Annotated in this window: 27 protein-coding genes; 8 read left to right on the top strand and 19 right to left on the bottom strand. The window is 69.0% G+C overall.

What is annotated here, in order from left to right; all coding sequences use genetic code 11:
* The first annotated feature begins 51 nt into the window (after positions 1-51).
* From H5395_RS06250 to H5395_RS06225, 6 genes are read left to right on the top strand one after another with little or no spacing between them, the layout of a single operon-like run.
* On the top strand, positions 52-2886 hold the full coding sequence (locus H5395_RS06250) for a monovalent cation/H+ antiporter subunit A (protein ID WP_182791682.1): 2835 nt from the start codon (positions 52-54) through the stop codon (positions 2884-2886).
* A 1-nt stretch (position 2887) separates the two neighbouring features.
* Positions 2888-3235, top strand: a complete 348-nt coding sequence (locus H5395_RS06245; RefSeq protein ID WP_182791681.1) for a Na+/H+ antiporter subunit C — start codon at positions 2888-2890, stop codon at positions 3233-3235.
* Positions 3232-4785, top strand: a complete 1554-nt coding sequence (locus tag H5395_RS06240; protein ID WP_182791680.1) for a monovalent cation/H+ antiporter subunit D — start codon at positions 3232-3234, stop codon at positions 4783-4785. Before H5395_RS06245 ends, H5395_RS06240 begins: the two co-directional genes overlap by 4 nt.
* A complete protein-coding gene (locus H5395_RS06235) occupies positions 4782-5270 on the top strand; it encodes a Na+/H+ antiporter subunit E (RefSeq protein ID WP_182791678.1) in 489 nt (162 codons plus the stop codon). The genes H5395_RS06240 and H5395_RS06235 overlap by 4 nt, the downstream gene beginning before the upstream one ends.
* A 2-nt stretch (positions 5271-5272) precedes the next feature.
* On the top strand, positions 5273-5542 hold the full coding sequence (locus H5395_RS06230) for a K+/H+ antiporter subunit F (RefSeq protein ID WP_182791790.1): 270 nt from the start codon (positions 5273-5275) through the stop codon (positions 5540-5542).
* On the top strand, positions 5539-5943 hold the full coding sequence (locus H5395_RS06225) for a Na+/H+ antiporter subunit G (RefSeq protein ID WP_182791677.1): 405 nt from the start codon (positions 5539-5541) through the stop codon (positions 5941-5943). Before H5395_RS06230 ends, H5395_RS06225 begins: the two co-directional genes overlap by 4 nt.
* Before the next feature lie 3 nt (positions 5944-5946).
* Here the strand turns inward: H5395_RS06225 and H5395_RS06220 are convergent, their stop codons facing one another.
* Genes H5395_RS06220 through fsa form a run of 3 tightly spaced genes read right to left on the bottom strand, consistent with a single transcriptional unit; the run spans position 5947 to position 8248 of the window.
* Positions 5947-6888 (bottom strand): tyrosine recombinase XerC, encoded by a 942-nt coding sequence (locus H5395_RS06220; RefSeq protein ID WP_182791676.1) that lies wholly within the window; start codon positions 6886-6888, stop codon positions 5947-5949.
* The gene (locus H5395_RS06215; protein WP_234450762.1) at positions 6885-7595 is read right to left on the bottom strand and encodes a DUF484 family protein; all 711 of its coding nucleotides are present in this window, start codon (positions 7593-7595) and stop codon (positions 6885-6887) included. The genes H5395_RS06220 and H5395_RS06215 overlap by 4 nt, the downstream gene beginning before the upstream one ends.
* Entirely contained in the window at positions 7592-8248 is a 657-nt protein-coding gene (gene fsa, locus H5395_RS06210) for a fructose-6-phosphate aldolase (RefSeq protein ID WP_182791675.1), read from the bottom strand. Before fsa ends, H5395_RS06215 begins: the two co-directional genes overlap by 4 nt.
* A gap of 124 nt (positions 8249-8372) precedes the next feature.
* Here fsa and H5395_RS06205 point away from each other — a divergent pair, with 124 nt between their 5' ends.
* Positions 8373-8900 (top strand): TIGR00645 family protein, encoded by a 528-nt coding sequence (locus tag H5395_RS06205; RefSeq protein WP_182791673.1) that lies wholly within the window; start codon positions 8373-8375, stop codon positions 8898-8900.
* 12 nt (positions 8901-8912) lie between these two features.
* Here the strand turns inward: H5395_RS06205 and folD are convergent, their stop codons facing one another.
* Together folD and H5395_RS06195 are read right to left on the bottom strand one after the other, a co-directional pair.
* Positions 8913-9791, bottom strand: coding sequence for a bifunctional methylenetetrahydrofolate dehydrogenase/methenyltetrahydrofolate cyclohydrolase FolD (folD, locus tag H5395_RS06200; protein ID WP_182791672.1), 879 nt, complete (start codon positions 9789-9791; stop codon positions 8913-8915).
* Positions 9781-10089 (bottom strand): chorismate mutase, encoded by a 309-nt coding sequence (locus H5395_RS06195; protein ID WP_182791671.1) that lies wholly within the window; start codon positions 10087-10089, stop codon positions 9781-9783. Before H5395_RS06195 ends, folD begins: the two co-directional genes overlap by 11 nt.
* 114 nt (positions 10090-10203) lie before the next feature.
* Here H5395_RS06195 and H5395_RS06190 point away from each other — a divergent pair, with 114 nt between their 5' ends.
* Positions 10204-11400: a DNA/RNA helicase domain-containing protein gene (locus H5395_RS06190; protein ID WP_182791670.1), complete on the top strand. Its 1197-nt coding sequence runs from the start codon at positions 10204-10206 to the stop codon at positions 11398-11400.
* Between the two features lie 40 nt (positions 11401-11440).
* Here H5395_RS06190 and ftsH read toward each other — a convergent pair whose 3' ends face one another.
* The 14 genes from ftsH to H5395_RS06120 form a co-directional block, all read right to left on the bottom strand.
* Positions 11441-13333: an ATP-dependent zinc metalloprotease FtsH gene (gene ftsH / locus H5395_RS06185; RefSeq protein ID WP_304612825.1), complete on the bottom strand. Its 1893-nt coding sequence runs from the start codon at positions 13331-13333 to the stop codon at positions 11441-11443.
* 61 nt (positions 13334-13394) lie between these two features.
* Complete coding sequence (gene tilS, locus H5395_RS06180) at positions 13395-14684, bottom strand: tRNA lysidine(34) synthetase TilS (protein WP_182791667.1); 1290 nt, start codon at positions 14682-14684, stop codon at positions 13395-13397.
* Positions 14674-15573, bottom strand: coding sequence for a tol-pal system protein (locus H5395_RS06175; RefSeq protein ID WP_182791665.1), 900 nt, complete (start codon positions 15571-15573; stop codon positions 14674-14676). Before H5395_RS06175 ends, tilS begins: the two co-directional genes overlap by 11 nt.
* Entirely contained in the window at positions 15573-16085 is a 513-nt protein-coding gene (locus H5395_RS06170) for an OmpA family protein (protein WP_182791664.1), read from the bottom strand. Before H5395_RS06170 ends, H5395_RS06175 begins: the two co-directional genes overlap by 1 nt.
* A gap of 14 nt (positions 16086-16099) precedes the next feature.
* Positions 16100-17470, bottom strand: coding sequence for a Tol-Pal system beta propeller repeat protein TolB (tolB, locus tag H5395_RS06165; protein ID WP_182791663.1), 1371 nt, complete (start codon positions 17468-17470; stop codon positions 16100-16102).
* 50 nt (positions 17471-17520) lie between these two features.
* The gene (locus tag H5395_RS06160) at positions 17521-19212 is read right to left on the bottom strand and encodes a protein TolA (protein ID WP_182791661.1); all 1692 of its coding nucleotides are present in this window, start codon (positions 19210-19212) and stop codon (positions 17521-17523) included.
* On the bottom strand, positions 19205-19657 hold the full coding sequence (locus H5395_RS06155; protein ID WP_182791660.1) for an ExbD/TolR family protein: 453 nt from the start codon (positions 19655-19657) through the stop codon (positions 19205-19207). The genes H5395_RS06160 and H5395_RS06155 overlap by 8 nt, the downstream gene beginning before the upstream one ends.
* Positions 19657-20349, bottom strand: coding sequence for a protein TolQ (tolQ, locus tag H5395_RS06150; RefSeq protein WP_182791659.1), 693 nt, complete (start codon positions 20347-20349; stop codon positions 19657-19659). The genes H5395_RS06155 and tolQ overlap by 1 nt, the downstream gene beginning before the upstream one ends.
* Positions 20350-20447: 98 nt before the next feature.
* Positions 20448-20843: a tol-pal system-associated acyl-CoA thioesterase gene (gene ybgC, locus H5395_RS06145; protein WP_182791657.1), complete on the bottom strand. Its 396-nt coding sequence runs from the start codon at positions 20841-20843 to the stop codon at positions 20448-20450.
* A gap of 119 nt (positions 20844-20962) precedes the next feature.
* A complete protein-coding gene (locus tag H5395_RS06140; protein ID WP_182791656.1) occupies positions 20963-21574 on the bottom strand; it encodes a hypothetical protein in 612 nt (203 codons plus the stop codon).
* 17 nt (positions 21575-21591) lie between these two features.
* The gene (locus tag H5395_RS06135) at positions 21592-22203 is read right to left on the bottom strand and encodes a putative glycolipid-binding domain-containing protein (protein WP_200559346.1); all 612 of its coding nucleotides are present in this window, start codon (positions 22201-22203) and stop codon (positions 21592-21594) included.
* Positions 22193-22837 carry a CoA transferase subunit B gene (locus H5395_RS06130; RefSeq protein ID WP_182791654.1) on the bottom strand — a complete coding sequence of 215 codons (645 nt, stop codon included), beginning with the start codon at positions 22835-22837 and terminating at the stop codon, positions 22193-22195. The genes H5395_RS06135 and H5395_RS06130 overlap by 11 nt, the downstream gene beginning before the upstream one ends.
* Entirely contained in the window at positions 22837-23574 is a 738-nt protein-coding gene (locus tag H5395_RS06125) for a CoA transferase subunit A (RefSeq protein ID WP_182791653.1), read from the bottom strand. Before H5395_RS06125 ends, H5395_RS06130 begins: the two co-directional genes overlap by 1 nt.
* A gap of 52 nt (positions 23575-23626) precedes the next feature.
* Positions 23627-24007, bottom strand: a complete 381-nt coding sequence (locus tag H5395_RS06120) for an MliC family protein (protein WP_182791651.1) — start codon at positions 24005-24007, stop codon at positions 23627-23629.
* Positions 24008-24075 lie beyond the last annotated feature (68 nt).

Below are 24075 nucleotides of genomic sequence, written 5' to 3'. Positions count from 1 at the left end.
GCTTGACAGCCGGGCACCCGCTTGGGACACCCGTTCAAATCTGGAGAGCCCATGTCCCCAGCACTGATCGCCGTCCTGCCGTTCCTTGGCGCCCTGTTGCCCGGCCTCATGGTCCGTTCCGGCCGCAACGCCGCCGCCATCGCCTGTGGGACCGTCACCGCGCTTACGCTTCTGGGACTGCTCCTGCACATCCCCGCGATCATGGCCGGAGAGCTGATTACCGCCCAGCTGGCGTGGATGCCGCAGGTCGGGCTGAACGCGGATTTCATGATCGACGGGCTGGGGCTTCTCTTCGGCATCCTCATCCTCGGGATCGGGCTGCTCATCATCCTCTATGCCCGCTTCTACCTGTCGGAACAGGACGCGGCGGGGCCGTTCTTCACCTACCTGATGCTGTTCCAGGGCGCGATGACGGGCATCGTGCTGTCAGACAACATCCTGATGATGCTCGTCTTCTGGGAACTGACGTCGCTCTCGTCCTTTCTGCTGATCGGCTTCTGGAAGCACCTGCCCGAGGGGCGGCAGGGCGCCCGCATGGCGCTGACCGTGACTGCGCTGGGCGGCCTTGCGATGATCGCGGGCTGCCTGATGCTGGGGCAGGTCGCGGGATCGTATCGCCTGTCCGAGATCATCGCCCAGCGCGAGGCGATCCAGGGATCGGACCTCTACCTGCCGGCGCTGCTGCTGATCCTGCTCGGGGCCTTCACCAAGTCGGCGCAGTTCCCGTTCCATTTCTGGCTGCCGCGCGCCATGGCCGCGCCCACGCCGGTCAGCGCCTACCTGCATTCGGCCACGATGGTGAAGGCCGGGATCTTCCTGATGGCGCGGCTCTGGCCGGTGCTGGCGGGCACGCCCGAGTGGTTCGGGATCGTTGCCACCACGGGCCTTGTCACCATGATGGTCGGGGGGGTGATCGCGCTGTTCCAGGACGACCTCAAGGGCCTGCTGGCCTATTCGACGGTCAGCCATCTGGGCCTCATCACCATGCTTCTGGGCTTCGGCACCGAAAAGGCCGCCGTCGCCGCGATGTTCCACATCGTGGCCCATGCCACCTTCAAGGCCGCGCTGTTCATGTGCGCGGGCATCATCGACCACGCGGCGCACACGCGATCCATCCAACGGCTGGGCGGCCTGCGCGTGTTGATGCCGCTGACCTTCGGGCTGGTGCTGATCGCCTCGCTGTCGATGGCGGGCGTGCCGCCCTTCAACGGCTTCCTGTCGAAAGAGATGATGCTTGAGGAAGCGGCCGCGCAAAGCTGGCACGGCCTCGAATGGGTGATCCCCTATGGCGCGACGCTGGCGGCGCTGGTCTCGGTCGCTTATTCGCTGCGGCTGGTGGCCCATGTTTTCCTCGGGCCAAGGCGTCAGGACTATCCCCACGCGCCCCACGACCCCGAGCCGGGCCTGTGGTCCGGCCCGGCACTGCTGGTGGCGCTGGTCGTCGTCACCGGGCTGTTTCCGAACGCGACCGTCGGCTGGCTGGTCGCCGCCGCGGGCGCCGCCGTCACCCAGGCGCCGCAGCATCCGCATTTCACCTTGTGGCACGGCGTCACGCCCGCGCTGATGATGTCGGTCGTCGCGATCGCCGGCGGCGCGCTGCTGCTGGCGCTGTGGCGCCCGGCCGAGTCCGCCCGCCTGCGTCTGCCGCGTCCCGACGCCAAGCGCATCTTCGACGGGATCGAGGGCGGCATCGCTCGCATCGCCCGCGACTTCAGCGAAAGCTTCACCAATGGCTCGATGTCGCGCGCCCTGTCGCTGCTGATGCTGACCTGCGTGATCTGCGGCTTCGCCGCCTGGCACACCGGCCTCGCCCGCCCCGAGCCGAGGCCGATGCTGCCGGTCACGCCCGTCGCGCTGATGGGCTGGGTGATGATGCTGGTGGCTGTGGGGACGCTGGTCACGCTGCACCGGCGGCGCATCCTCGCGCTGGTGCTTGTGGGCATTGTCGGGCTGATCGTGTCCTGCACCTTTGTCTATTTCTCGGCCCCCGATCTCGCGCTGACACAGATCACGGTCGAGGTCGTCACCGTTATCCTGATGCTGCTGGCGCTGAATTTCCTGCCCAAGCGCACTGTGCTGGACACCGGCAACGCCAAGCGCGGGGCGGATGCCTTTGTGGCGACTCTGGCCGGGCTGGGTGTTGGCGCGTTGTCCTATGCCATCATGCGGCGCGACTTCGCCTTCCCCTCGATCTCGGGCTACATGGTCGAGAACAGCTACAGGCTTGGCGGCGGCGACAATGTCGTCAACGTGATCCTGGTCGATTTCCGCGGCTTTGACACCTATGGCGAGATTACCGTGCTGGGCATTGCCGGGCTGGCTATCTTCGCCATGACCGAGGCGCTGCTGGGCGGCCGCGCATCCGCCCGGCTGCGGGGCTGGACCCATGACATGCGCCGCGCGGGCGACCGCCATCCGCTGATGCTGGTGGTGGCGACGCGGGTGCTGCTGCCGCTGTCCTTCGTGGTGGGCATCTATATCTTCCTGCGCGGCCACAACGCGCCGGGCGGCGGTTTCATCGCCGGCCTTGTCGTGTCGGTCGCGCTGGTCATGCAATACATGGCCTCGGGCTATGCCTGGGCGATGGAACGGCAGAACATCCCCTATCACGCGCTGATCGCGCTTGGGGTGCTGGCGGCCGGGATTACCGGCGGGGGCGCATGGTTCGCGGGCCAGCCGTTCCTGACCTCGGCCTTCGGCTATGTCCATCTGGCGGGCGTCGAGCCGGTCGAATGGGCCACGGCCATGGGCTTCGACACCGGCGTCTTCCTGGCGGTCGTGGGGGCGGTGATGCTGGCGCTGAACTCGCTGTCGCGCATCGCGCGGGCGGCGGGAGAAAGCGTCAACGCGCATCCCATGGATTTCCGGCAGGAGGGAGGCCGCTGAGATGGAGGTCCTGATCGCCTCGGCCATCGGCACCCTGACCGCCGCCGGAGTCTACCTGACCCTTCGCAAGCGCAGCTTCGCGGTGATCGTGGGGATGACGCTGCTGAGCTATGCCACCAACCTGTTCCTGTTCGCGACGGGGCGGCTGGTGATCGACCTTCCGCCGATCCTGAATGATGCCGCGCCGGGCTATACCGACCCGCTGCCGCAGGCACTGGTGCTGACCGCCATCGTCATTTCCTTCGGGATGACGGCGGTCACGTTGATGATGGCGCTGGGCGCTTTCATCGAGGGCGGCGACGACCGCATCGACCTGCCCGGCCGCGACCGCAAGGGGCCGCGCCCATGAACCACTGGCTTGTCATCCCGGTCGTCCTGCCAGCCTTCGTCGGCCCGCTGATCGTCCTGGCGATGCGGCAGGACCTGCTTCTGCAGCGCGTCTTCAGCACCGCCGCGACCGCGGGGCAACTGCTGCTCGCGCTCTGGCTGATGCTGCAGGCGATGGGCGGGGACGTGCAGGTCTATCGGCTGGGAAACTGGGCCGCGCCCTTCGGCATCGTGCTGATGCTGGACCGGCTGGCGGCGCTGATGCTGGTGCTGACGGGGGTGGTGGGGCTGCTGGTGCAGCTTTACGCCATCGGTTCGGGCTGGGACCGCAGGGGCAAGCATTTTCATGCGCTGTGGCAGTTCCAGTTGATGGGCGTCAACGGCGCTTTCCTGACCGGCGACGCCTTCAATCTCTTCGTCTTCTTCGAAATCCTGCTGATCGCCAGCTACGGGCTGATGATCCAGGCGGGCGGAGAGCTGCGGCTGCGCGCGGGCGTGCAATATGTCGTCTACAACCTCGCCGGATCGTCTCTGTTCCTCGCCGCGCTGGGGACGATCTATTCCGCGACCGGCACGCTGAACATGGCCGACATGGCGATGCGCGTGGCGCAGATGCCCGCGACCGACACGGCGGTGCTGCGCGTGGGCGCGGTGCTGCTGATGCTGGTCTTCGCGATCAAGGCGGCGCTGGTGCCGCTGCATTTCTGGCTGCCCGCGACCTATGCCCGCGCGCCCGGTCCCGTCGCGGCGCTGTTCGCGATCATGACCAAGGTTGGCGTTTACGGCATCATCCGCTTCTTCACCCTGGTCTTCCCCGCCGACAGCGTGATCGAGCGTTTCGCCGCCGACATCCTGCTGCCCGCGGCCCTTGTCACGCTGATCGTGGGGCAGTTGGGCGTTCTCGGCTCGCGCCACATGGGACGGATGGCAGCCTTCGCGGCGCTGGGGTCGGTCGGCACGCTGATGATCGCGGTGGCGCAGTTCCGGCTACCCGGTCTGACGGCGGGGATCTGGTATCTCGTCCATTCGACGCTGGCCTCGGCGGCGCTGTTCCTGGCGGTGGACCTGATCGGCACAAGGCGGCGTGACGCGAGCCTGTGGCTGCGCCCCGCCCCGCCCATCCTGCAGGCGGGGATCGTCGCCGCGCTGTATTTCGCGGCCGCCATCGGGATGGCGGGCCTGCCGCCGCTGTCGGGCTTTCTCGGCAAGCTGGCAGTGCTGCAGGCGGTGCGGAACGGAGAAGGCACGGCGGTGATCTGGGGCATCGTCCTCGTCACCTCGATCTTCGCCATTGTCGGGCTGGCCCGCGCGGGCTCGCTGGTCTTCTGGAAGGCCCATGCGGCCGAGGACTTCCTGCCCGACCGGCAGGAACCCGACGAGCCGCCGCATGACCGGACCTTCCCCTCGGCCGGGCTGGCGCTGACGGCGACGGGGGCACTGATCGCGGGCATGGTGGCGCTCACCGTGCTTGCAGGGCCGATGATGCGCTATGCCGATGCCACCGCCCGCCAACTGATGAACCCTGCCCCTTACATCGAGGCCGTGCTGGTCGGACAGGAGGGGGTGAAATGATCCGCCGCATCCTTCCCCATCCGGTCCTGTCGCTGGTGGTGGCGCTGGTCTGGATGCTGCTGGTCAACCGCTTCGCCTGGGGCTCGGTGGTCTTCGCGGCCGTTCTGGGGCTGCTGATTCCAGTCGTGACCGCCCCCTACTGGCCTCGCCGCGCCAGCATCCGCGCCACCCGCATCCCCGGCTATCTGGGCATCGTCATCCACGACATCGTCAAGGCCAATATCGACGTGGCGCGGATCGTGCTGTTCATGCCCAAGGCCGAGTTGCAGCCCGCCTGGCTGGTGGTGCCGCTGGACCTGACCGTGCCCGAAGCCATCGCCGTTTTGATGGGCACCATCACCCTGACCCCCGGCACCGTCAGTTGCGACATGGCCGAGGACGGATCGGCCCTGCTGGTCCATGCGCTGCACTGCCCCGACCCGGCCGCCACGATCGACGAGATCAAGACCCGCTACGAGGCCCGCCTGCAGGAGATCTTCCGTTGAGCATCCTCGCTCTTGCCCTGTGGTTCGCCTTCGGCTGCTTCGCGCTGGCGCAGATCCTCTGCCTTTACCGGCTGATGCGGGCGCCGGGCTTCAGCGACCGGGTGCTGGCGCTGGACACGATGACGATCAACATGATCGCGCTGATCACGCTGTTCGGCATCCAGCGCGGCACCACGGTCTATTTCGAGACCTCGATGCTGTTTGCGCTCTTCGGCTTCGTCTCGACCGTGGCCTTCGCCAAGTTCATCCTGCGGGGGGACATCATCGAATGATCTGGCTTGCGGATATCCTCATCGCCTTTCTGCTGGTGGCGGGCGGCTTCTTCGGCCTTGTCGGTGCCTGGGGGCTGGTTCGGCTGCCCGACATGATGACGCGGCTGCACGGGCCGACCAAGGCGGCGACGCTGGGGGTGGGATCGGTCCTGATCGCCTCGATTGCCTATTTCTGGACCCATCACGGCCAGTTGAGCTGGCACGAGCTGCTGATCGCGCTGTTCGTCTTCATGACCTCGCCGATCACCGGGCTTTATGTCGGCAAGGCGCATATGCACCTGTCGTGGAAGCGGAGCGAACTGCCGCAGCCGCCCTCGGGCGCCGACTGGGCCACCTATGGTCGGGGGGCCGAGACCAGCCCCATCGTCCAGGCTCCCGACCAGCCCCGCGCAAGCGAATAAGCCCTAGCGCCGCGGATGGGCGGCGCGATGGACAGCCAGCAGATGCGCGTCATCGACGCCGGTATAGACCTGCGTTGTGGACAGGCTCGCATGGCCCAGAAGCTGCTGGATGGTCCGCAGGTCGCCCCCCGCCGCCAACAGGTGCGTGGCAAAGCTGTGGCGCAGCGCATGGGGGGTGGCCGTCTCGGGCAGGCCCAGCGACTGGCGCAGGGCCACCATCGCCCCCGAGATGGCGCCCGCGTAAAGCCGCTTGCCCTTGACCGTGCAGAACAGCGGCCCGTCGGGCGTCAGCGGAAAGGGGCATATCCGCAGGTAAGCCGTGACAGCGTCCCGCGCGGCGGGCAGGACCGGGACCAGCCGCTCGCGTCCGCCCTTGCCGCAGATCACCAGTGATTCGCCGAAGGGCCAGTCGCGGCCGTCCAGCCCCAGCGCCTCGCTGATCCGCAGGCCCAGCCCGTAAAGCAGCGTCAGCACCGCCACGTCGCGGGCCGAGACCCATGGCGTCGGGTGCCGCTCGCCCGCGAGGTCCAGGATGGCGCGGGCCTGTTCCACCGGGATCGGGCGCGGCAGGCTGCGGCGATAGCGGGGGCTGCGCGCGGACAGCGCCCGGCTCGCGTCGAAGCCCTCGCGGTCGCTGATCCAGCGCAGGAAGCTGCGGACGGCGGACAGGCGGCGGGCGAGGCTGCGGGCCGAAAGGCCCCGCGCTCGTTCGGCCGCGGCAAAGGCGCGGATGTCGGTCTGCACAAGCCCCCCCAGCGTCCGGGGCAGCGCGGGCTGACCGTGGTAGCCGCCAAGAAAGGACAGGAAGGCCAGCAGGTCGCCCTGATAGGCGGTGATCGTGTGGTCCGACCGGCCACGGGTCGCGCGTTCGCTGTCAAGCCAGCGGGCCAGCGCGTCGGCCATGGCCGGGACCAGCGCCAGCGGCACTGGACCCTGCCCGCTCATTCCCTGAGCCAGCCGATCAGGACCAGCCGGAACACCTGCGCGAAGAATCGCAACAGGTCGGTGCCATGCGCAGGCGAGAACCGCCCGCCATCCAGCGAGCCCATCACCAGCAGCGCCGGGGGGCGGCCCGTCCCTAGGTTCAGCGGCAGCAGCGCCTCGGACCGGACCTCGGCGCCATGGACGGCCCGCGTCTCGGCGCTGGCGCGGCGCAGCACGATGTCGTCGCCGCGCGGCGCCCTGCGGCCCGCCGCGATCATCCGCCCGACGGCCCCTGCGGGCACCACCACCAACGCGCCGGCGGAGGGCGGTGCAGGCGGATCCTGCGTTTCCATCACCAGCTTCAGCGTCTCGATCCGCAGGATCGGCGCCACATCGGTTTCCAGCATGTCGAGGAAGGCCGCGAAATCCATCGGCTCCAGCAGCGCCAGCACCGCGCGGTGGACCGTCTGCGTCCCGGCCTGGTTCTCGTAGGCCGCCGAGATCACGCTTTCATGCACCGATTCCAGCCGGTCGAGCCGATGCTCCAGCGCCTCCATCGCGCGGCCGCGGATGTCGATGACATTCTCGCCGAACTCGGCCTCGCGTGCGGCGACCAGCGCCCGCATCAGTTCCCGGTCCTGCAGGATCAGCGCAGGCTCGGCCAGCAGCCGGGCGCGGGTGCCGCCATCCAGCGCCGCGGCGGCCGCGCGTTCCGCAGCCCCGGTCACAGGCCGATCTTCTGGCCGGTCCGGGCCCAGTCGGCGTTGAACTGGTCCAGCCCCTTGTCGGTCAGGACGTGGCTGGCCATGGCCTTGATGACGGCGGGCGGCGCGGTGATGACATCGGCGCCGATGCGGGCGCATTCGATAATGTGGTTGACCGACCGGATCGAGGCGGCCAGCAGGTTCGTCTCGTAGCCGTAGTTGTCGTAGATGCGGCGGATGTCGGCGATCAGCTCCATCCCGTCCAGGCCGATGTCGTCCAGCCGGCCGATGAAGGGGCTGATGAAGGTCGCCCCCGCCTTGGCCGCGAGGATCGCCTGCGCCGCCGTGAAGCACAGCGTGACGTTGACCATGTGGCCGTCGTCGGTCAGCGCCTTGCAGGCTTTCAGCCCGTCCCAGGTCAGCGGCACCTTGACGGTGACGTTGGGGGCGATCTCGGCCAGATGCTTGCCCTCGCGGATCATGCCCTCGGCGTCGGCGGCCACGACCTCGGCGCTGACGGGGCCGGGGACCATCTCGCAGATCTCGCGCGTGACCTCGGCGATGTCGCGGCCCGATTTCAGGATCAGCGAGGGGTTGGTCGTGACCCCGTCCACCATGCCCAGTTCGTGCAATTCGCGGATGGCGGCGATGTCGGCGGTATCGACGAAGAATCTCATGGCGCGGCGGCCTCCTCGGGCGTGGGTCGGGGCTGGTTTAGACCAGATCGCCCCAAGCGGAAAGCCTTGCGGGCCTGCCGGTCGCCGCTAATCTGCGCCAAGGAACGGACGAGGACGCGCGGGCATGGAAAAGGGGTTCGAGCGGCTGCTGTCCGCCTCGCGCTGGCTGCTGGCGCCGATGTATCTGGGGCTGGTCGCGGTCATGGGGATGCTGCTGGTCGTCTTCCTGCGCCAGACCCTTCACTACCTGCCCCAAGCCCTGACCATGACAACCGAAACCGCCATCGTCACGGCGCTGTCGCTGAGCGACCTGACATTGACGGCGAACCTGCTGCTGATCGTGGTATTTTCAGGCTACGAGAACTTCGTGTCGCGGCTGGACGTGCCCCTCGACGTGGCGCGGCCTTCATGGATGGGAACGGTCGATTTTGCGGGCCAGAAGATGAAGCTGATCGCCTCGATCGTGGCGATCTCTGCCATCGATCTGCTCAAGCGGTTCATGGAGGTCGGACGTCCCGGCATCGTTTCGCCGGACGACCGCGAACTGAAGTGGCTGGTCATCATCCATGTGGTCTTCGTCTTCTCGGGCCTGCTGATGGCCGCAACCGATTGGCTGGCTGCCCGCAGCGTCAAGAAGCAGCCAGAATCCTGACGCGGCGGGGGATCAGGGCGTCAGCCCCTCGGGTTCCGGCAGCCCGTTCACCCGCGCCGTGGCGGTCAGCGTGTTCGCCAGCAGGCAGGCGATGGTCATGGGGCCGACGCCGCCCGGAACCGGGGTGATCGCGCCCGCCACGTGACGCGCGGCCTCGAAGTCCACGTCGCCGACCAGCCCGTCATCGGTCCGGTTGATGCCGACGTCGATCACGGTCGCGCCCGGCCTGATCCAGTCGCCCTGCACAAAGCGCGCCCGGCCCACGGCAGCCACGACGATCTCGGCGCGGCGGCACAGGTCCGGCAGATCGCGGGTCCGCGAATGGGCCACGGTCACGGTTGCGCTGTCGGCCAGAAGAAGCTGCGCCATCGGTTTGCCGACGATGTTCGACCGCCCGATCACCAGCGCCTCCCTGCCCACGAGCGAGCCGAGCCGGTCCCGCAGCAGCATCAGGCAGCCCAGCGGCGTGCAGGGCACCATCGCCTTCTGCCCGGTGGCCAGCCGCCCGGCGTTCAGCACGGTGAATCCGTCCACGTCCTTTTCCGGCGCGATGGCATTGATGACCGCCGCCTCGTCCATGTGCTTCGGCAAGGGAAGCTGCACGAGGATGCCGTTCACCGCCGGATCGCCATTCAGCCGCGCGATCAGCGCCAGCAGGTCCTGCTGCGAGGCATCCACGGGCAGGCGGTGCTGGAAGCTTTCCATCCCGGCTTCGACCGTCGCCTTGCCTTTGCTGCGGACATAGACCGCAGAGGCGGGGTCCTCGCCCACCAGCACCACGGCAAGGCCCGGCGTGATGCCATGGCAGGCCTTCAGCGCGGCGACCCCTTCGGCCACGCGCCTGCGCAGGGCGGCGGCAGTGGCCTTGCCGTCGATCAGGTCAGCCGTCATCGGCTTCTCCCAGTTGGCGGGCTTCCTGGGCGATGAAATGTTCCATCATCAGGCGCCACAGAGCCTCGGCCAGATCGGGGTCGTAGCCCGTGGCCGCGGCGTTGCGGCGGGCCTTCTCGGCCACTTCCTCGACCCGCTCGTCGATGCGGGCGGGCAGGCCCGCGCCGGCCTTGATCTCGGCCGCGCGGTCGATCAGGCGCGAGCGGCGGGCAAGCAGCCGCGCGAGGTCGAGGTCAAGCGCGTCGATGGCGGCCCGCAGGGCGGTCATGTCGCGCAGTTGCGTCAGGTCATCACTCATGGGCCGCGTCATGCCCCCAACACCGGGCCGGCGCAAGGCCGGCAGGTTCCTCCCTTGCATCATGACGGAAAAGCGTCAGTTTCCGTCCGATCAACAGGACCGGATGACAGAATCATGACGCTGACAGTGCTGACGGGGGCGGCGGGCGCCGGAAAGACGACCGAGGTCATCCGCATCGTCACCGACCTGCGCGAACACAGGCAAAGGTCATTCCTGATCGCCACGCTGGACGGCGGGACGGTGCGGCCGGCGCTGGAAAAATACGACATCATCAACGCCCGCAGCGGGCGCAAGGCGCGGGTGGATTTCAAGGGCCATGCCGCCGAGATCCGGGCCTTCATCAGCGCCAAGGGGACCGCCCCCTCGACCTTCGTTTTCGACGAGGCGCAGCGCTTCGGCAAGGATTTTGCCGAGGACTGGATTGCGTTGTCGGGCAAGGGCCATGTGGTCATCGTCTCGACCCCCTCGGCGGCGCAGCTGGACCGGCTGCGCGAGGCAGGCGCGGACATCCAGAGCATCCGCAAGCTCTGCGACCTGATGGCTGACGGGGACGCCACGGTGACGATCCGGCTGCCCGGCGGGGACGGGACGATTTCCGTCTGCGAGGGGTGCGCGGAACGGCTGCAGGCGATGGCCCGCACCCACCTGCGCGACCGGCTGGTGGCCACCGCCCCCAGCCCAGGCACGCCCGAGATCTACCAGCCCATCGACGCCGATTTCCCCGAGTTCGCCGGCCTCAATCCGATCCGGGCCGACAGCGCCATCCGCGCCGGGATCATGGCCGAGTTCGTGGCCCGGCACCTCGACCTACAGGACGCAGGGCAGAAGTCCTATATCGACATCGGCTGCAACAGCGGCTTCTTCTGCAAGCGCATGGCGGACCTCGGCCTGCGGGCCTCGGGGATCGACGTGGCCAGGAACGACATCCACATGGGCCGGGTCGCGGACAGCTATATCTATAACCGCCATTTGGACCTGCAGGTCAGGGACGCGCTGGCCTGGGTCCCGGACATGATGCCGGAACATGACGTCGCCTCGACCTTCAGCGTCTACCAATGGCTTTACGAAAAGCACGACACGGAGGCCGTCCACCGCTCGCTGCGGGCGCTGATGGCCAAGGCCCGCAAGCTGTTCTTCTTCGAGATGGGCTATACCGACGAGGCGCATTACCGCGACCGGCTGCCCTTGCGGATCGACCGCGACTGGTGCCTGGCGCAGATGCGCGAACACGGCGGATTTGCCGAGATCATGACTTATGGCGCGGGCTGGAACGGGCTGAAGCGCGATTTCTTCGTCGGCATCAAGCCCTGAAACGGCAAACCCCGGCCGAAGGGCCGGGGTTCTCGCAGGGTCAGGCAGTCGGCACCGGAGCCGGGCCGCCGCTGGCCGGCGGGATGCGCGGCACGGCGGGCACCGCGGGGATCGCGGAACTCGGCGTGTCGTCGTCGCCGCCAAGCTGCTCGCCACGGATGACCTTGCCGATCTCCTCGCCGGTCAGGGTCTCGTATTCCAAGAGGCCCTTGGCGAGGCGCTCGAACTCGACCTCCTTTTCCAGCAGGATGCGGTAGGCTTCCTGATAGCCCTCCTCGATCAGGTCGCGGACCTCCTGCTCGATCAGCTCCTTGGTCTTGGTCGAGACCGAGAAACCGCCGGTGTTGCCTGAATAGCCCTCATGCGCCTCGGCGTAGTCCACCGCGCCGACCTTGTCCGACATCCCCCAGCGCATCACCATCGCGCGGGCCAGCGCACTGGCCTGCTGGATGTCGCCCGCCGGGCCGTTCGACACGCCTTCCTCGCCATATTTGATGATCTCGGCGGCCTTGCCGGCCATGGTCATGGTGATCTTCTGCTTGGCCTCGTCCTTGTGATAGTTCAGCCGGTCCACCTCGGGCAGGCTGACGACCATGCCAAGAGCGCCACCACGCGGGATGATCGTGGCCTTGTAGACCGGATCGCATTTCGGCAGCGACAGGCCGACGACGGCGTGGCCTGCCTCGTGATAGGCGGTCTTTTCCTTCTGCTCGGGCGTCAGGACCATGCTGCGGCGTTCCACGCCCAGCATCACCTTGTCCTTGGCGTTCTCGAAATCCTCCATCGTGACGAACCGCCGCCCGATGCGCGCGGCCATCAGGGCGGCCTCGTTCACGAGGTTCATCAGGTCGGCGCCGGAAAAGCCCGGCGTGCCGCGCGCGATGATCCGCAGGTCCACGTCGGGGCCTTGCGGCACCTTGCGGGCATGGACGTTCAGGATCTTCTCGCGCCCCTTGATGTCCGGGTTCGGCACGTGGATCTGGCGGTCGAAGCGGCCGGGGCGCAGCAGCGCCGGGTCCAGCACGTCCTTGCGGTTCGTGGCGGCGATGATGATGATCCCCTCGTTCGCCTCGAAGCCGTCCATTTCCACCAGAAGCTGGTTCAGCGTCTGCTCGCGCTCGTCGTTGCCGCCGCCGATGCCGACGCCACGGGCACGGCCCACCGCGTCGATCTCGTCGATGAAGACGATGCAGGGGGCCGATTTCTTCGCCTGCTCGAACATGTCGCGGACACGGCTGGCGCCGACGCCCACGAACATCTCGACGAAGTCCGAACCCGAGATGGTGAAGAACGGCACCCCCGCCTCACCCGCGATGGCGCGGGCAAGCAGGGTCTTGCCGGTGCCCGGAGGACCCACCAGCAACGCGCCCTTGGGGATCTTTCCGCCCAAGCGAGAGAACTTCTGCGGGTTGCGCAGGAACTCGACGATCTCCTCAAGCTCCTCCTTGGCCTCGTCGATGCCCGCCACGTCATCGAATGTGACGCGGCCGTGCTTTTCGGTCAGCAGCTTGGCCTTGGACTTGCCAAAGCCCATGGCCCCGCCTTTGCCTCCGCCCTGCATCCGGTTCATCATGAAGATCCAGACGCCGATCAGCAGGATGAAGGGCAGCCAGACGCCCAAGAGCGACATGAAGCCCGACTGCTGCTGGCGTTCGACCTTCACCTCGACGCCTTTGTCGATCAGCCGGTCGGCCAGATCCTCGCCGATCGGCCGCACGGTCGAATAGCGCCGGCCGTCGGTGCCGGTGATGATGACGGTCTCGCCGTCGATGGTGGCGGCAGAGACCTGATCGTTCTCGACCCGCTGGATGAAGTCCGAATAGGCGATCTGGGTGCTGTTCATCTGGGCGCTGTTGCCGCCGAAGGCGTTGAACAGCGCCAGGATCATCAGGAACAGGACCACCCAGAAGGCGAGGTTGCGCGCGTTGCCCAAGGGCATGTCCTCCGCGGGAATGAGAGTCTTTGGGTGAAAGTAAGGATTGCGAGCCCGGGTATCAATGCGCTCGCAGGATTGCGAGGAAATCCTGAACCCCGCGCAGCGGCATCGCCCTGACGGGGGAAGGGTCGAGCAATGGCAGGATCACCCGCCCGTCGATGCGGACGGCAGGCGAGGACGCCAGCGCAAGGCGGGCCAGACCCGATGCGCGCCAGTCGCGGCCGGCAAGCGACGCTTCGGTCGCGGCCGTCACGACAGCCCCATCAGGCAGCCCGGTCAGCCGCCAGCGCCGGTCCCAGAACACCTCGTTCCTTCCGGCTGAAACACCGTGCACCCGTCCTTCGTCGTGAACACCGGGTGGGCAAGGTTCCGGCCGGGCGGCCCCGCTTCGCACCGCGGCTGCAGGTTCGCGCAGGAACTCCACTGCCTCGCCCTTCACCCGCGCGATTACCCCGTCCAGTGTCCCCTGCCCGCTCGCCGCCAGCGTCCCGATCAGCCGACCGACATCCTCTCCGCGCGGCGGATAGTCGGCCCCCGTCACCCAGCGCAGCGCCGCGGTGACCAGCCGGCGGCGGATCTCGGGGCTGGCGGAAAGCGCCCGGCGCGGCAGGCGCAGGGTCCCGCGATCCGCCTCGACGCCATCGGCCGCGGCGACGGCAGCCTCTGCCAGCGCCGCCCGCGCCTCGGCCAGATGGGCCGCGGACCGCGCGAGGGCCTCGACCGGCAGTTCCAGCGCCCGGATCGCCTGCCGCGCCCGCACCCGGTCATATGCGGCGTCCTCGTTGGTCGGATCGTCGATCCATCCGACGTTCCGCTGCGCGAGCCATTCCCGCAGGGCCGGCCGCCGCAGCCCCAGCATCGGCCGCATCCAGCGGATGCCATCGTGATCGCGGGCGGCGGCCATCGCCGAAAGCCCGTCGATGCCGGCGCCGCGCGCCAGCCGCATCAGCAGCGTTTCGGCCTGGTCGTCCTGCGTGTGTCCCAGCGCCACGGCCCCAAGGCCCCCGTCCCGCGCCCAGTCAGCCAGAAGGCGCAGCCGCGCCCGGCGTGCGGCATCCATGAGGTTTCCTGTCCCCCCCTGATGCCGCCAGGCCAGCACCGCATGAGGAATCCCAAGCGCCGCCGCCATGGCCGCGACATGGGCGGCCTCAGTGGCAGACTCCGCCCGCAAGCGGTGATCGACGGTGGCGGCCTCGATCCGCACCCCGCGCGCGGTCCCCCAAGCATGGGCCATGTGCAGCAGCGCCATCGAATCGCCGCCACCCGAGACGGCGATGCCCAGCGCCGGCAGATCGCCGGCCAGCCGGTCGAGTTCGGCGGAAACCAGGTCCTGCGGCTCAGCCGCCATCGGCCGGGTCGGTTCCGGCATCCGCCCGACAGCCCGCCGCGACCATGCGCCGCCCGGCCTCGTCCGCCTGCGGCGTGCCGGCAAAGCGGTTCGCCAGTTCGCCCAGGTAGACGCAGCCCTCCGAGGCGGGGCGCCCGGCGGCGGATACCCGCGACAGCCCCAGCAGCGCGTCGGGTGCGCGGGGACCGGCGGGTTCGGCGGCAAAGGCCTGCAGCCAGGCGGCGGTCGCGCCCTTGGGATCGTTCGCGCTGTCCAGCGCCGCGCCCTGAAGATAGCGCGCCTCGGTCGCAGCCGGGCTGCCGGCATGGCTTTCGGCGAACCGTCCGAAAAGATCGGCCGCGCGCAGGAAGTCGCCGTCCTGCATCGCCGCGCGGGCGCGGTCGAGATCCACCTGTTCCTGCGCCGTCAGCGGCGCGTCGCCTGCGGGGGCCACCGCCGGGCCGCCTGCGCCCAGCGCGGGCTGCAGCATCCCGCCGGAAACATCCACCTCGCCCAGGGTGGGCGTGGTCAGGGCGCTCAGGTCGCAGCCTTCCTCCATCTCGCACAGGCGGAACTCGATATCGCCGATGCGGTTGGTGCCGTCGCGCGTGACGCCATCGATGCGGTGCTTCAGCCGCTCGGTCTCGCCGGTCAGGCGGGTGATCTCACGCTCCATCGCGTTCATGCGATCGATGGCGCTGTCGCCGCCCGCCGCCCGGAAGCCCTCGGCGCCCGAGGCGTTCAGCTCGGCCCGCAGCGCCCGCAACTCGGCCGCGACCGCCCGCAGGTCGGTCCTGAGGTCGGCCAGCGTGCGGCCCTCGGGCGCAGGCGCGAAAGCCGCATCCTGCGCCAGCAGCGGCACCGGCGCCGTCAGCGCAAGCGCCGCGCCAAAGCAAAGGGAGCGCAGCATCAGACGCCCGCCCCCGGCGTGACAACGGTCACGGTCCGGCGGTTCTGGGCCTGACAGGCGGGATCGGAACAGATCTCGAAGGGCCGCTCCTTGCCATAGGAACTGGTGCGGATGCGTCCCCGGTCCACGCCCTGCGAGACCAGGTATTCCTGCACCGCGCTGGCCCGCCGAGCCCCCAGCGCGAGGTTGTATTCCCGCGTCCCCTGCTCGTCCGCGTGCCCCTCGATGACGGTCGAGAAGCTGCCGTTCTGCTTAAGCCAGCCGGCCTGCCGCACCAGCGTCTCGCGCGCGCGGCCGTCCAGCGCCGCATCGTTTTCGGGGAACCAGACGGTGTCGCCGGCAATGCGGCGGAAATCCTCGGCGCTGGCGCCGGGAAGGGTGCCGCCGGGCAGCGTGCCGGTATAGCGGCTGCCTGCGTAGGGATCGGTCACCGTTGCAATGGGCGGGGTCTGGGCGCAGGCGCCCAGACCCGCAAGCAGGAACACGGCGGCAGCGGTGCGAAGGCCGTTCATCGGCAGCAAGCTCCTCATGGCAAAAGCGGTCCCCAGTCGGGGTCGGAGGCGGCGCCCTCGATCGACAGCGGGCGCATGTTCCGGCCGGTCACGTCCACCGAATGCAGGCGCGAGGTGCCGTCGCCGCCGGGCGTCTGGCGCGTGAACATGACGACGCGGCCATTGGGGGCCCAGGTCGGACCCTCGTCAAGAAAGGATTCGGTCAACAGCTTTTCCTCGGTCCCGTCCGGCCGCATCACGCCGATATGGAAGCGGTCGCCGTTGCGCTTGGTGAAGGCGATCAGGTCGCCGGTGGGCGACCATGCGGGGGTGCCGTAGCTGCCGTCGCCGAAGCTGATCCGCGTCGGTTCGCCCGAGCCGTCGGCAGGGATGACATAGATCTGCTGGTTGCCCGACTGGTCGCTTTCGAAGACGATCCGGCGGCCGTCTGGCGAATAGCTGGGCGAGGTCTCGATAGCCGAAGTCTCCGTCAGCGGCCGTTCCGCCCCTGTGGCCACGTCCATCTGCCAGACGTCGGTATTGCCGCCCTGTTCGCGCGAATAGACGATCCAGCGGCTGTCGGGGGAAAAGCGGGGCGCAAAGCTCATGGTCCCCGCCTCCTGCTTCAGCGGGCGCGACTGGACGGTGGCCACGTCCATCAGCATCACCTGCGGCATCCCGTTCCCGAAGCTGGTGTAAAGCAGTTGGCTACCGTCGGGCGAGAAGCGGGGCGAGACGACCAGCGCGCTGTCATCCGTCACCCAGATCGGGTTCGCGCCGTCGTAATCCATGATCCCGATGCGCTTGAGCCGGGCATCCTTGGGGCCGGTTTCCGAGACAAAGGTCACGCGGCTGTCGAAATACGGGCCTTCCCCGGTGATCCGGGCATAGACCTGATCGGCGACCTTGTGGGCGACGCGGCGCCAGCCCGCCTCGGGGGCGTCGAACTGCATCCCGTCGCCCAGGGGCTGGCCGGAAAAGACGTCGAACAGCCGGAACTTGGCCGTGACCTGCCCGCCCTGGACTGAGACCGCGCCAAGGATCAGCGCCTCGGCATTGACCGCCCGCCAGTCAGGGTATGTCACCGGCTCGTCAAAGCCCGAGGGCTGGGCAACATGGGCCGAGGCCGGGATTTCCCGGAACAGGTCGGTGCCGGTCAGGTCGGCCGTCACCACGGCCTGGATACGAGCGGCCAGATCACCCGCGCCCCCTTCGTCGAAGAAGGGGGCGACGGCGGTCGGCATCGGCTCGACCTGGCCGCCCGTGATCTCGATCCGCAGCGGACCTTCGTCTTCCGTGGCGGCAAGCGCGGGGGGGGCCGTATCCTGCGCGGCGGCGGGACCTGCAAGCGCGAGGGCCGCGGCAAGGGCAAGCGAAAGGCGGGCGAGATGGACGGAAAGCGACATGATGCGCGCAACCTAACCTGTTTGGGGTGTGATGGAAATGCGGGCCATCGTCACCGGATCGAGGGACCGCCTTGGGGGCGGAAGTCGATGATCGTGTCGCGCCAGCGGGTGTATTTCTCGGCCGGCAGGTTGAAGCCGCCGCCCTGCAGGGCGCAGCGCCGGATGGCCCGGCTTGCGGCCTCGAAGGCCCTCTCCGCCGCCGCTTCCGATCCGCCGTCGAAGCCGATCATCCGCAGCGAATCCGGTTCGGGCATCCCGTCGGGCGACATCGAGAACTGGATCGACACCGAAGTCCGCTGCGCTTCGCGCGACAGCGAGCCAATGTTCCAGCAGGATTCGATCTGCAGCCTGAGTCCGTCCTTTTCCCCTTGCGACAGGGGCGGTCCCATCGCGGCGCGGCCGCCGCCGCCATCTTCGGTGGCGCCGGGCAGGTCCAGCGCCTCGTTCAGCGCCTGCATCAGCGGGTCGGGATCGTCGGGCGCCTGCTGCGCGGCCTCGGCCTGCGCGCGGGCCTCGGCCTCGGCGCGGGCACGGGCGGCTTCCTCCTCGGTCCGGGCCAGCGCCTCGGCGGCGGCGGCGGCAGCCTCCTCCTCGGCGCGGCGGCGGGCCTCTTGCGCCTCGCGTTGCTCCTCGGCACGGCGGGCTTCCTCGGCGATCCGGCGCTCCTCGGTTCGGCGGGCTTCTTCGGCGAGGCGTTCCTGTTCCGCGCGGCGGGCTTCCTCGGCCAGACGCTGTTCCTCGGCGCGACGGGCCGCTGCCTCGGCCTCGGCCTCTGCGCGGGCTTCGGTCTCAAGGCGCTCCTGCTCCTGCCGCTCGGCCTCCAGCGCGGCCTGTCGTTCGGCTTCGGCTGCAGCGCTGGCCTCGGCCTCGGCGCGGCGGGCTTCCTCGGCGGCAGCGGCCTCGGCTGCGGCACGTTCCGCCTCGGCGCGGGCGGCGGCTTCGGCGGCGACGCGGGCGGCCGCGGCGGCGGCCTGCTGGCGGGCGGCTTCGGTGGCAGCCTCGGCCTGACGCAGGGCCTCGGCCTGACGCGCGGCTTCCGCCTGCCGGGCCGCCTCGGTGGCCTGTGCTGCTGCAAGGGCCTGCGCTTCGGCGGCGGCGATGCGGTCGGCGCGGCGCTGGCGGGCAGCGGCAACGTCGAAGGGCGCTTCGGAGGCGGTCAGGACCGGTGGCGGCGGCGGGGCCGCGGGTGCAGCGCCTTCCGCACTAGGCGAGGGCAGCGGCCGTACCGCCGCAACCCGTGGCAGCGCGGGCGGCAGGTCCAGCGCCGCGGGCAGGTCGCCCGGCGCGCCCTCGTCCTGCAGGCTGGCGGGTTGCTGCGGCATCGGCGCCACGGTCGCCACGGTGACAGGAGATTGCGGCACCTGCAGGTCGGACAGGTTCGGCGCAGCCTCGCCGGCGAACTCGGGCGCGGGCAGCGCCTGCGGATCGGCATTCGGGGCGGGCGGGGCCATCGCCACGGGGCCGCCGGCGATCACCTCGTCCGAGGGCGGGCGGGGCTGTGCGGGGATGGCCGAGGCCTCCTGTCCGATCGGACCCGAGCCGCGGGCGGCGGCGGCCATCGCCTCGAACTCGACGGCCGAGATGGTTTCCACGGGCGACATCCGCAGCGCGGGCGCCTGGGGGGCGCGGAACAGGGCGCCACTGACCGCCACCCAAGCAATCAGGCCCGCGTGCGCCGCGCCCGAGATCCAGGCGCCGATCCGGCGCTCGCGCGCCTCGTTGGGGGGAAACGGGTCAGCCATCCATCCGCGGGCCGCCAGAGTCGGTGACCAGCACGATGTCGCGGAAACCGGCCGCGTTCAGCGCGCCCATGACCTCCATCACCCGGGCATAGGCCACGGCGCCGTCGGCGCGCAGGTAGATGCGGCTCGACTGCCGTTCGGCGGCGACGGCGCGCAAGCGGGGGATCAGCTCGCCCGCAGGAACCTCGGTGGTCATCAGGACCAGCGGCCCCTCGGCCGGTAGCGAGACGGTCAGCGGCTCTTCGGGTTCCGCCGTCACGGCCTCGGCGGCCGTCTGCGGCAGTTGCAGCGGCACGCCCACGGTCAGCAGGGGGGCCGCGACCATGAAGATGATCAGCAGCACCAGCATCACGTCCACGAAGGGCGTGACGTTGATTTCCGCCATGGGCGCCAGGCGGTCGCGGCCCCGCCGGCCGGCGCCACGGCGCGAAAGACCGCCCGCCATCAGCCGGCCTCGGTCTGACGCGAGAGGATGGTGGCGAATTCGTCCGCGAAAGCCTCGTGCCCGCCGCTGATGCGGTTCGCGTCGCTGGACAGCTTGTTGTAGAAGATCACCGCCGGGATTGCGGCCAGAAGGCCCAGCGCGGTCGCGACCAGCGCCTCGGCGATGCCGGGGGCGACGACGGCAAGGCTGGTGTCCTGACTCAGCGCGATGCCCTCGAAGGCGGTCTTGATGCCCCAGACGGTGCCGAAGAGCCCGATGAAGGGCGCGGTCGATCCGATCGAGGCAAGAATCGGCAGGCCCCGCGTCAGCCGGTCGCTTTCGCGCCCGATGGCGACGTTCATGGCCCGGTCCACCCGCTGCATGACGCCGGGAATGAGCCCGCCGTCATCCGTCTGCGAGCGCCGCCATTCGCCCATCCCGGCCGAGAAGATCCGCTCGGCCGGACCCCGCGCGCGCCCGTTCATGCGGTCGAAGACATCGTCCAGCGGCTCGCCCGACCAGAAGCGGCGGTCGAAGCTTGTGCTGTCACGGCGGGCGGCGGTCTGGACCATCGTCTTCTGGACGATCAGCGCCCAGGACCAGACCGAGGCCAGCACCAGCAGCACCATCACGATCTTGACGGTCAGGCCCGCGCGCAGGAACAGCGCGATCAGCGAAAAGTCGGTCGGGGCGCCGATTGCAAGGTTTTCCATGAAGCCTGTCCTGCCGTGGTTGCGCGCGTTTTCCCTTATCCTGCCGGTGAAGGCCACACAAACCGGCAACACAGTTCTGTGCGCCGCGGGCGGCCGTCTCAGCCGGACAAGGCCGCGGCCACCGCGGGCGGCAGGCGATGGGGCCGCATGGTCCGCAAGTCCACGCAGACGACGGTGACGCGGGCGGTGAACAGCACCGTGCCGTCCCGTTCGACGGACTGGGCCACGACGATCTTCGGGCCGCCGGCATGGTCCAGCGACGTGACGACATCGAGCCGGTCGTCAAAGCGGGCGGGGCGCAGGTAATCGGCCTCGACCCGGCGGACGACGAAGGCGAGATCATGCTGTTCAAGCAACTGCCGCTGGTCCACGCCGGCGGCGCGTAGCCACTCGCTGCGGCCGCGTTCGATGAACTTCAGGTAGTTGGCGTAATAGACAACCTGCCCGAGGTCGGTGTCCTCGTAATAAACGCGGACGGGGAAACGGTGGGTCATGGCGGTGGTCCTTGCCGGCTCGGGCGAGGGTCAAGCACGTCAGGCGACTGAAGGGAACCTTGGCGAAGACGTGGGGCGCTGCCCCCGCCGTCCTTGCGGACGGCTCCCCCGGGATATTTCTACGAAGAAGAAGCCTGAAGCCGGGCGGCCAGCCGCAGCGCGTGGCTCGGGTCGCGGGCGCAGGCGAGCAGCAGCGGGTCGTAGGCGGCGCGGATCAGGGCGGCCAGCGGCTGCGAGGGCGTGACCGGATGCGCCCAGGTCAGCAGCGCATTAACGGCGACGGATTCGGCCAGCTGCGCCGGATGGGCCTGACCCAGCGCGCCGCCGAGGCGCAGGAAGGCGAAAGCGGCGCGGATGCTGCCGTCGGGGTCGAAGCGGAACAGGCGATACTGGTCGGCACCCTGCCTGGCCAGCCGATCCGGCAGACCCTCCATCCCGGTCAGGCGGTCGAGGTCGGGCAGGCCCGCCAGGTCCTCCCAGTCGCGGACGGCGAAGACCATCAGGTTCGCGCCCATGTCTGGGTCGGTGTCGGTCAGCGGGTGGCGCGCATGGGCGAAGACGGCGGCGGTCGCAGCGCGGAAGACCGACAGCGAGGCGTCGTCAAGGCCGAAGACCACCGGCGCGACCGGACGCCCCCAGCGGGCGCAGAGGAAGGCGTCATCAGGGCCAGTGAAGAGCGCGGCGATCCGGTCAGGGGTCAGGCTCGCGGCGGTTCCTTCGGGTATAGTCATTTCGCAGGCTCGTCGGCTTATGCAGGAGGGTCCGCATCCGTCAGCGCGTCCTTCGGACGCAGGCGGCGGAACAGCACTGGGTAGTCCAGCACCAGTCCCAGGTCGTCCACGGCCAGATCGGCGGTGAAGTTCCACAACAAGCCGTCATAGCGCCAGAGCCGGTCCGTCAGCCGGGTATACCGCTGGTCGGCCGGGCGGGGCAGGAAGTCGCCCTCGATCTCGGAGGGCAACGGGACATAGGCGGCGCGAACCTCGGCCGATTGCCCGACTTTCAGCCTCAGCCGACGGATCGGCAGCGTGTTGGTCGAGGGCGTGATCCCGAGATCCACGTCCAGGCAGCCGTCGAGGTCCGGCAGGTCGGCGCCGCGGATCGCGTCCCGCCAGCAGGCGCCTTCGTCCACGGTTAGACACAGTTCCGGGCCGCCGAGACAGCGGACCCGGACCTCTCGCGTCCGTCCACCGGCATCGGCGCGCACCTTGTAATGCGCGCCATATTTGCCGTCCCGCGTTCCGGCCACGACGCCTTCCAGCGTCAGGCCCGTGTCATCGAGGGTCACAAGGCAGTGTTCCAGCCCCTGGCCCTCGGCATCCGTCCAGCGCAGCGCGCGGCGGACGGGCTCAGTTGACAATCGTGGCCTCGGTCGCGACGCGGAGTTCCTCCTCGGTCACGCCATCGGCCAGTTCCACGATCGAAAGCCCGCCCGGCACCACGTCCAGCACGCCCAGGTTGGTGATGATGCGGTCCACCACGCCCTTGCCGGTCAGCGGCAGGGTGCAGTCCTTCAGCACCTTGGATTCGCCCGCCTTGTTGGTGTGGTCCATGACCACGACCACGCGCTTGACGCCGGCGACAAGGTCCATCGCCCCGCCCATGCCCTTGACCAGCTTGCCGGGGATCATCCAGTTCGCCAGATCGCCGTTTTCCGCCACCTCCATCGCCCCCAGGATCGCCATGGCGATCTTGCCGCCGCGGATCATGGCGAAGCTGGTGGCGCTGTCGAAATAGGCCGAGTGCGGCAGTTCGGTGATCGTCTGCTTGCCGGCGTTGATGAGGTCGGGGTCCTCCTCGCCCTCATAGGGGAAGGGACCCATGCCGAGCATTCCGTTTTCCGATTGCAGCGTCACGTGGACGCCCTCGGGGATATAGTTCGACACCAGCGTCGGGATGCCGATGCCGAGGTTGACATACATGCCGTCCTCAAGCTCCTGCGCGGCGCGGGCGGCCATCTGGTTGCGGTCCCAACCCTTTGCTTCGGTGGGCATCAGGCTTTCTCCCCTTGCGCGGCGGGCGCGGTGTTCTGATCGGCCCGCTTGCGGGTGGTGCGCTGCTCGATGCGCTTCTCGTGTTCGCCCTGGACGATGCGGTGGACGTAGATGCCGGGCAGGTGGATGTGGTCGGGGTCAAGGCTGCCCGCGGGCACGATCTCCTCGACCTCGGCGACGCAGACGCGACCGCAGGTGGCGGCGGGCACATTGAAGTTGCGCGCGGTCTTGCGGAAGACGAGGTTGCCCGTCTCGTCGGCCTTCCAGGCCTTGACGATGGACAGGTCGGTGACGATCCCGCGTTCGAGGATATAGTCCTCACCGTCGAAGGTCTTCACTTCCTTGCCGTCGGCGATGACGGTGCCGACGCCGGTCTTGGTGTAGAAACCGGGGATGCCGGCGCCGCCGGCCCGCATCCGCTCGGCCAGCGTCCCTTGCGGATTGAACTCGAGTTCAAGCTCGCCCGACAGATACTGGCGCATGAACTCGGCATTCTCGCCGACATAGGAGGACTGCATCTTTTTGATCTGCTTGCTGTCCAGCAGGATGCCTAGGCCGAAGCCGTCCACGCCGCAGTTGTTGGACGCGACCGTCAGGTCCTTGACGCCGGACTTGTGGATCGCCGCGATCAGCAGTTCCGGGATGCCGGAAAGGCCGAATCCCCCGGCGGCGATGGTGATCCCGTCCCGCAGCACCCCTTCCAGCGCGGCATCCGCGCTATCGTAAACCTTGCGCATGGTCCCCCCGTGCAAACCGTTCATGCGGTTCTGCACGGGGGGGCTGCAGGTGTCAACGAGGGGCTGCCTCGCCTTCCCCGGCGGGCGCGCAGCCGGTGCGCAGCCGCGTTTCCGCCTGACCCTCCAGCGCCCACAGATCGGCGCGGCCCTTTGCTTCCCAGAACTGGCGGGTGGGCTGCTCCTCAAGCGACAGGTAGCGCGCGCCCGAGGCCGAGACGGCGACCCGCATCGGGGTCATCTCGCCGTCCGCCAGGACAAAGGCATAGCTGTTGCCGCCCGCGGTGTTGAGGAAGACGACCTCCATCGTCAGGCCGCCTTCGCAGACATAGTGGACGGGCAGGATATGGTCGGCCACCTCATGCGCCCCGACGGGCGCCAGGATTGTCGCGGCAAGCGGACCTGCCAGCGCCAGGGAAAGGAGGAGGGTCTGCATGGGCGGGGTTCCTTGCCAGGGGCACGGCCGAAAAGGCGCAGGCGGGGCAGGCTTCACGGTCGCATGGG

The organism is Paracoccus sp. MC1854, assembly GCF_014164635.1.
In the GTDB taxonomy this organism is placed as follows: domain Bacteria; phylum Pseudomonadota; class Alphaproteobacteria; order Rhodobacterales; family Rhodobacteraceae; genus Paracoccus.
Note: the sequence above shows the minus strand (reverse complement) of the source record. Positions and strands in the feature narration are given on the sequence as shown.